Annotated in this window: 8 protein-coding genes; 4 read left to right on the top strand and 4 right to left on the bottom strand. The window is 35.2% G+C overall.

Annotation, left to right across the window (positions count from 1 at the left end):
- The first annotated feature begins 114 nt into the window (after window positions 1-114).
- The 4 genes from CLFS41_RS16645 (at window position 115) to CLFS41_RS31185 (ending at window position 2,615) form a co-directional block, all read left to right on the top strand.
- Window positions 115-492, top strand: coding sequence for a hypothetical protein (locus tag CLFS41_RS16645; RefSeq protein ID WP_045092878.1), 378 nt, complete (start codon window positions 115-117; stop codon window positions 490-492).
- The gene (tnpB, locus tag CLFS41_RS16640) at window positions 482-862 is read left to right on the top strand and encodes an IS66 family insertion sequence element accessory protein TnpB (RefSeq protein WP_045092877.1); all 381 of its coding nucleotides are present in this window, start codon (window positions 482-484) and stop codon (window positions 860-862) included. Before CLFS41_RS16645 ends, tnpB begins: the two co-directional genes overlap by 11 nt.
- A 357-nt stretch (window positions 863-1,219) precedes the next feature.
- Window positions 1,220-1,714 (top strand): hypothetical protein, encoded by a 495-nt coding sequence (locus tag CLFS41_RS31190; protein ID WP_052665786.1) that lies wholly within the window; start codon window positions 1,220-1,222, stop codon window positions 1,712-1,714.
- A 10-nt stretch (window positions 1,715-1,724) separates the two neighbouring features.
- On the top strand, window positions 1,725-2,615 hold the full coding sequence (locus CLFS41_RS31185) for an IS66 family transposase (RefSeq protein ID WP_052665784.1): 891 nt from the start codon (window positions 1,725-1,727) through the stop codon (window positions 2,613-2,615).
- Between the two features lie 116 nt (window positions 2,616-2,731).
- Here CLFS41_RS31185 and CLFS41_RS16630 read toward each other — a convergent pair whose 3' ends face one another.
- Genes CLFS41_RS16630 through CLFS41_RS16615 form a run of 4 tightly spaced genes read right to left on the bottom strand, consistent with a single transcriptional unit; the run spans window position 2,732 to window position 7,673 of the window.
- The gene (locus tag CLFS41_RS16630; protein WP_045092876.1) at window positions 2,732-4,126 is read right to left on the bottom strand and encodes an oligosaccharide flippase family protein; all 1,395 of its coding nucleotides are present in this window, start codon (window positions 4,124-4,126) and stop codon (window positions 2,732-2,734) included.
- Between the two features lie 2 nt (window positions 4,127-4,128).
- Window positions 4,129-5,112: a nitroreductase family protein gene (locus tag CLFS41_RS16625; protein WP_045092875.1), complete on the bottom strand. Its 984-nt coding sequence runs from the start codon at window positions 5,110-5,112 to the stop codon at window positions 4,129-4,131.
- Window positions 5,113-5,163: 51 nt separating this feature from the next.
- Window positions 5,164-6,375: a polysaccharide pyruvyl transferase family protein gene (locus tag CLFS41_RS16620; protein ID WP_045092874.1), complete on the bottom strand. Its 1,212-nt coding sequence runs from the start codon at window positions 6,373-6,375 to the stop codon at window positions 5,164-5,166.
- Window positions 6,376-6,407: 32 nt separating this feature from the next.
- Window positions 6,408-7,673, bottom strand: a complete 1,266-nt coding sequence (locus CLFS41_RS16615; protein WP_045092873.1) for an O-antigen ligase family protein — start codon at window positions 7,671-7,673, stop codon at window positions 6,408-6,410.
- Between the last annotated feature and the right edge of the window lie 30 nt (window positions 7,674-7,703).

The following is a 7,703-nucleotide window of genomic DNA, read 5'->3' as shown; positions in this document are numbered from 1 at the left end:
CTGAAGATATTCCCTCCACCTGCAGAGCAGGTGGTTTATTTTTACTGTGACACAACTACAGTATAAAAAGTTGAGTTTTCAACTTTTTATACCAAGTTATGGAGGTTTAGAAGTATGAGTTCTCAAACAAGTTCCGTTGCACAGCAGGTTCGTATTCAACAATGGGCACATTTGATTAGGGACTGCCAGAACCGTCCTTGTGAAATGACACTGGATACCTGGTGTCTGCTGCATGGAATCAACAAAGCTACCTACTATTATCGCCTTAGGAAAGTCAGGCAGGCCTGCCTAAATGTCATGACTCCGACAAAACCAGTGTTTGTAGAACTTTCGCTTCCTGTCACTACAAAACCTGATCGTTTGGCAGAAAATAATTCTTCCCCGCCCATTGCCATTCTTCATGGCAAAAACGGATTAACGCTGCAGCTTCTTCCAACAGTACCATCTGAGCTGGTGGACGCGGTACTTAAGGTGATCTCCCATGCTGAGTAATGCCCGGAATTTCAAAAAGATCTACATTGCCACAGGTTACACCGACCTGCGCAGGGGGATCGAAAGACTGGCTGGTATCATAAGATTCCAGTTCCATCTGGATCCTTACAATGAGAATACTATTTTCCTTTTCTGCGGCAAGCGCTGTGACAGGATTAAGGCACTGATCTGGGAAGGGGATGGATTCCTTCTCTGCTACAAACGCGTTGATAATGGTTCGTTTGACTGGCCCCGTTCCGCTCATGAAGTCCGAAAGATATCAGCTGACCAATATCAGGCTCTTATGCAGGGCCTGGAGGTCTTTGCCAGGCATCCCATCAAAACTTTAAAGACAGTTCCCTCTGTTATGTGGCATTGTGCAATACGCTGAAAATAAATCAATTAAAATTCATCTTAAAAAGCAGGAAACCGGAAGTTCTCCCCGGTTATCCACAAACCGTTCATTCTCTGATGCATGATCTCTTCAACGAGGTCCTGGCGGTTGCAGCTGGTGTGGATAACGATTGTGAGAAACCGGGCGATTGAAACCTCTCATATGGATTATCCACCGTCATTATGACGAAAGAGGAAATACTATGGATTGGCGGAAATACGCGGTATCTGCTATAATCAGAACTAGAAAACACAGGAGTTCCGATTATGGCTAAAAAGTATACAGAAGATCAACTGAATACGCTTGATAAGTCTTTCCTTGTAACAGGCCCGTTTTGGCCGTTCCTCAGAAAAGATGACAGATGCTGGTCAGATCTGCTTCAAGGAAGTCGATGGTAACATCCTCTTTTTTAATGAGGCTGAAGCCATCAGCAACATGGCCATTCCGGAACCGGAAGACCTGGAGGTCAAACCAACCCGCGGTGTAAAACCGGCTGGAAGGAAAGAGGGACACATATCCGGTCTGCCTGTTAACAGGATTGATCATTATCTGAGCGCCGGACAGCTTACGCTGGAATTCGGAGAGAAGGGCTGGAAACAGCTTCCGGACGCTGTGATGAAACATTACCGTTTTGTCCCTGCTAAGGTTGAAGTGGACGAACACCATATCGGAGTTTATTCAAGCAAAAAAAACAACCGCGTGGTAAAAGCACCGCATCCGTCCAGCCTTCTCAGAGGGAGCCTGGTATCCGCAGGCCTTGGCACAGCCATCATGAACGCCAAATATGTGAATGGAATCCCCCTGCACCGTATGGAAAAAGGAGTTCGAGCGGTATGGCCTGACCATTGACCGGAGGAACATGGCTAACTGGATGATCCGTCTATCGGAAGAATATCTGGGAGTCTTATATGACCGGCTTCACGAGAAGCTATACGACTTCCATGTCATCCAGGCAGACGAAACACCGGTTCTTGTAAAACGGGATGGACGTGATGCCGGAGCCAAAAGCTACATGTGGGTCTACCGCTCAGGTTTTATGAATAAAGAGCAGCAGATTATCTTGTATGATTATCAGAAGACCCGTTCAGGAGAACATCCCAGAAAGTTCATAAAGGATTACAAAGGGATCTGTGTCACAGACGGATATCAGGTGTATCATACCGTGGAAAAACGAATGGATGATCTTACAATAGCCGGCTACTGGGTCCATTGCAGACGTGGATTTGATGATGCCATGCAGACCATTGCAAAAGAGCATCAAAAAGAATCCATATCGTACCTGATCATGAAGCAGATCCAGGCTACCTACCGCGAAGAAGGAAAACTGAAAGACCTGAGTGCCCGGGAACGGCGTATGCAGCGACAAGTGGTAGTAAAACCATTGGTGGATGCATTGTTTGCGTATCTGAAACAGAATGAGCCTTTGATTGAGCGAAAGGGTACACTCAGAGCAGCCTTTACCTATGCCCTGAATCAGGAAAAATATCTCAGGGTATTTCTGTCGGATGGAGAAGTGCCCATTGACAACAATGCCAGTGAACGTGCAATCCGTGGATTCTGCATCGGCCGTAAGAACTGGCAGATGAACTTCCATATAGAAGCTTTCGGCCCTTTTTATAAATCTTCAGTTCTTACATATGTATATACTGCGTGCCTGTCATCGTGGACAGGACTTTCTCTATGCTTAAAGGAGAGCCTATATGTTCTTAATTGGAAAAGCTTAATATCGTTCCCATCAGTAGGCTATTAGATGATGTTACATTTTTCCCCAGTTATTTATATTTTATATACATGTTTCTTTTTTGCCACAATCAAAGATCTATGAAATAAATTTTATATATTATGAATATTAATTTGTTGACTATATTAAAACATGCAGAATAATTTTTTGATTAGTATTAGGTTATACCGTAAGTTATACAAAATAGCTAAAATAAGACAGATCACAGTTGACCATATTGATTGGTAATAAAGCATCATACTTGACACTATGAAGAATAGCAAACCAATTGTAATATCTTTTATATTATACTTTATATTTATAACCTTATTCAAGTCATAGGCTCTGTATAGAACAATAACTGCAAATGACAAAGCCGTTGATATAGAGGCGGCGTATAATCCTATTTCTTTAATTAGTATAATGTTTATAATAATATTTAGGAGAGCTCCTGCAATTGAGGATTCGCCTACCTCCTTTGTTCTCTTCATAGCTATATAAATTCCACTGTAATAGCTGACAAAACTATTAAAGAAAATACCAACATAAAGTATTGGTACCTGAAAAAAAGCACCTCCATAACTACCTTTTACCAATAGCCTAAAAATGAAGGGTGTACATGTAATCATAGCAAGCATTATACCAATCAAAAAATGAAACAAAATTCTAAACATTCTACTATAGTAATCCGCAGGATTCCCATCGTCAGAAACTTTTGATGCTGTCTCAGTCCAAGCTAAATTAAATATATTATATGCTGAATTATATAACGCAGGAATTTTGTTTGCAACAGCGTATATACCATTGGAAGATGCACCCAAAAAATATATTATAACTAACCGATCAGACAGATTGACAACCCAAAGAGCTATAGAACTGGGAACGATAGGGATTGAAAAATCTAGTAATTCTTTTAGCTTGTATTTTGAAAAGGCATCTCGATGAATATGCTTAAACATATCACTACCATATATATAATATAGATTTGTAAGAATATACGATAAAACAAGGGATATTACCACACCAAAAAGGCCCTGTTTCCATATGGTAACAAATAAAATTGTTAAAAGCATGTTGACAAAGGCATAGATAATGACACCTATCGAAAATTTAGTGTTCTGTCCTAACCCCCTTACAATTTGTCCTAATAATGTATACATAGTTTCTGAGAAAAATAATATACAAAAAGATAAGGACATGGCTATCCTAACCCTCACTACGCATAAGATAGCAAATATAATAGGTAATAAAATAACTGATGAAGCAGTAACATAATATAGTGCACTTGTGACATACTTATCTTTATTATCATTTTCCAAAGTGGATAATAAATATCTTAAAACAGCTTGTTGTATTTGAAGTGTTAAAATCGGTATTAGAAAGCTCGCAAGACTTAAAACCAAATCATAATTACCATACTCATTTGTTGTTAAATACATTGTTAATATAGGTAAAATGATTAACGTCATCAACTTAGGTATAAATTGTCCAATACCTAAAATCAAAGTATTAACTACAAGCTCCTTATTTCGGTTGTTCATAATCAGTCCCTTATTAAAACACTATTAATATTTTTTCGTTTAGAAACAGCATAATTAAATTCTTCTTTATACATACCAATGGCAATAAATATGGCTATTTTTTCGTTTTTAGGAATATTTTTGCATATTGTCTTAAATCTCTGATTTTTTTTATAATATTCCCCATTTTGAAGAGCACAACTTGCAATACCATAAAAATGTAAGGCTTGCATTAGAGCCATTGAAAAAATACCTGCTTCAATATAAAGTTGATTTCTTTCAAAGGTATTATAAAATGCAGAGATATCTGCTGTAATTACAAGATAATGCTTCACTTCATTTTCAAATCCATTGTTACCAGCAATAAGTTCTCCAAGCTTCCTATTTATTACAGGATCATTGTAAAAGTAAACTTTACAGGCCTGGCGATTACATGCTGTAGGTGCCTTTTGAGCTAATTGCACTGCTTTTCTTAGCTTTTCAGGATCAATACTCTCATCAGAGAACTGCCTAATAGAATGCCTGCTATGAAAAAAAACCGGAAAATAACCATGTGCTTTATTATACATTTCTTCACGAGTAGCATGAAGAATGCCAGCAGTGAATTGATAATTTCTGTATTTATTTAGACTATCTAATTTAATACTTAAGTCTGTATTCTCATAATTCAAACTTTTTTGAAAAGAAGAATACTGGTTTAATATGCATATAGCATTTTGAAATGCAAAATCATCAGTACAAAATCCCTCTTTAATATACTCATCAAGCATGAATAGAAGTTCCTTTATTTTTTCTTTCCCAAATCCCATTCTTGGATTACTTAATGATAACCCTTTCTCTAATATATGTGTTTGACGTAATATTCTGGCATCTTGAGCATTTTGTGTTCGTGCATGAGGACTGTTATAATTCCACTTTTTATAATCTTTATAATCATGATAAAATTCATTGATCATCGTGATACGATCTAATTTAATTTTTATCTTTTCTTTAAAATATGATAACATTAGCCTTCCCCGTATTCTAAAATAATCAAAATCCTATAATAAATCCTTATATCAATTTTCAAGAATATCAATTACAGCTTGTGTTGACTTGTAAGCATCTTCCTTCATTTTGGGATGCAGGTTGTTAAGCGTTCTTTTATAATCTTCATAATTAGATTCTAACACCATATACTTTTCATCTAATAATTGGAGGGAAATATCATCTAACTCAATACAATAATCCTCCATATTAATAGATTGCATAAATCCTTTCATTTTCTGCTCATATGAAATAGATATAAAAGGCGTGCCCATTTTTGCCGAAAAAATATTACTATGGTAACGCATACCCACAACAGCATGGAGGATACTAATTAAATACTGTTGGAAATATGCATCATATTCATCTAAAAAAGCATCAACCATAAATGTATGTTTTTCTTTCATATATGTTTTCATGACAATTGTATCATTTCCAGCTCCATATAACTGGGGAATGAAAATAATACCATAACCTTCTTTTATTTTACTTTCAATAAATTCATTAAAAATAATGGGAATATTCTTTACAATAGCTTTATTTTTGTACAATGGGTGCCATTGCAAATCAGTGATTGTAATTCCGATACACATATTATGTGATTCAACAAAGTTCCGTAAGCCATGATATTGTAAATACTTATTCTTATTTGTAACAATATCAATATCATGTTGGAGGGCAGAGTCTAATGTCTGAATTACATTAATATCAGGAATAAGTTCTTTTATGTATTGTAACGAAATAGGATCCCTCACAATTATTTTTTGAGCTCCAAGAAGAATCTTCTTGCGTAAATTATTTCGTTTTGTGATCTTAAATGGCCCCATGGATGGCGCATAGAACATATATCGTTTCCCTTTTTTTCTTATAAAATCAAGACACAATAAATATAAAATCTCCACTTTATAGTATATATCACCGATAGATGGCCCACCAGGGGCATGTATCACTAAATCAGCATTTTCTACCGCATTCAGAAACTCCTTTCCTGATTTTGTAAAAACAAAATTTCCCTTTGTAAATATTGCAATGAAAAACTCAAATTGTTCCAGTCTTGCTCGAACCTTTGGAAAACGATCTATAAGCATGACTTGACTTGGTAAATTAGGATAGGGCGTAATTCCAGTCAAAGAAATGGTTATATTTGCTCTTGGATATTTCAACAGAAGCTCATCTACCATGGATTTTACTGCTGCTTCATCTCCCCTATTAGATGTATGTGCGTGTATAATAAGTATATTCATGAAATGATTTCCCTCACATCTTGCTTTTATTATTAAAGTTTCGCATCATCTTTTTGACAATATGATATATATGAAACTGAACACCATAAGATAATTGTATATTCAAGCTCTGTGTATCTTTGTAAAATTAAATCCTCGACTAAAAAACAGAGAATAACTGTCAAAAAAAATATAACCATAGGATTTTTCTTTATTGCTTTATTATATTCTTTTAGTCCTTTAATAAGTGGATGAAAAAAAGTATAATATTGCATTACAGTCCCTACTAATCCCAATTCAACAAGTCTTTTAAGGAGTCCGCTTTCAGTAACTGATATAAAGCCTGAATAACGTGTATCTGTACTACAAGCACCATATCCAAACCAAAAACTAGTTTTCCACTGTTGACTTGACCATTGCCATTTAATTAATCTTGCTTCATTGGCATCTTCTCCTGTCCATGCAAATATTTGTCTCATTCTTGTAAGAATTGTATCTATACTTGGTATTCCTAACATATAATTCGTACCTAACAAAAACCATAATGCCAGCAAAGCTATTAAGATTATAAATACTACTTTAAATAATTGTGATTGACTAATATAATGATATTTTGCTTCGCTAATATATAATACTAATAGCCCAACCATATAAGCCACATAATACCCTCGGGATCCAGTAGTTAACACTCCAATTGATATAATTACTAAAGCAAATAAAGCACTTCTTTTTTTTTCAAACTTATATAAATAATAAGCAGCAAAACCACATACACACAAGATTTCTGCCAATAAAAAGTAATTACCATTCAATCCATATGTCCGTATAATTTTATAGTTTGACATTTGTATGGATATATCTTCCGAAATATTAGCGAGTGGAAATACAGCATTGTATGTTATAAATTCATATATAGATATTAATGAATCAATTATCCCAAAAGCAGTTAAGCACTTCAGCACATATAGCCAATTTATTCTTGTATTTATTAAAGGAATAATAAAAATTGGAAGCGTTAGGAAAATATATCTTTCTAATCCGTAATAAAGCAATTCTGAATCGCCAAAATACCAGCTATTGACCACAACATATACATAAAATAGTGTCAAGCAAATGATTTCTTTAAAACCGATTAAGGTTATAATTTTTTTATGTGATATTGCTATCATAAAGGTTATAATTATTGTTAAAATAAATAAATATTTGAAAACAGGGGTTATATAAGTAATCAGTACAGGCCTCATTAGTATATATAGTAGACAGATAAAAAAAATACAATTAAATCCTGCTTTTTTGTAATTAAAGTTGATCTTCAGCATAATAATTTGGTCACCTCATATATCTAAAGG

Source organism: Clostridium sp. FS41 (genome assembly GCF_000954015.1).
Taxonomy (GTDB): domain Bacteria; phylum Bacillota; class Clostridia; order Lachnospirales; family Lachnospiraceae; genus Enterocloster; species Enterocloster citroniae.
This window is presented reverse-complemented; position numbering and strand designations above follow the sequence as displayed.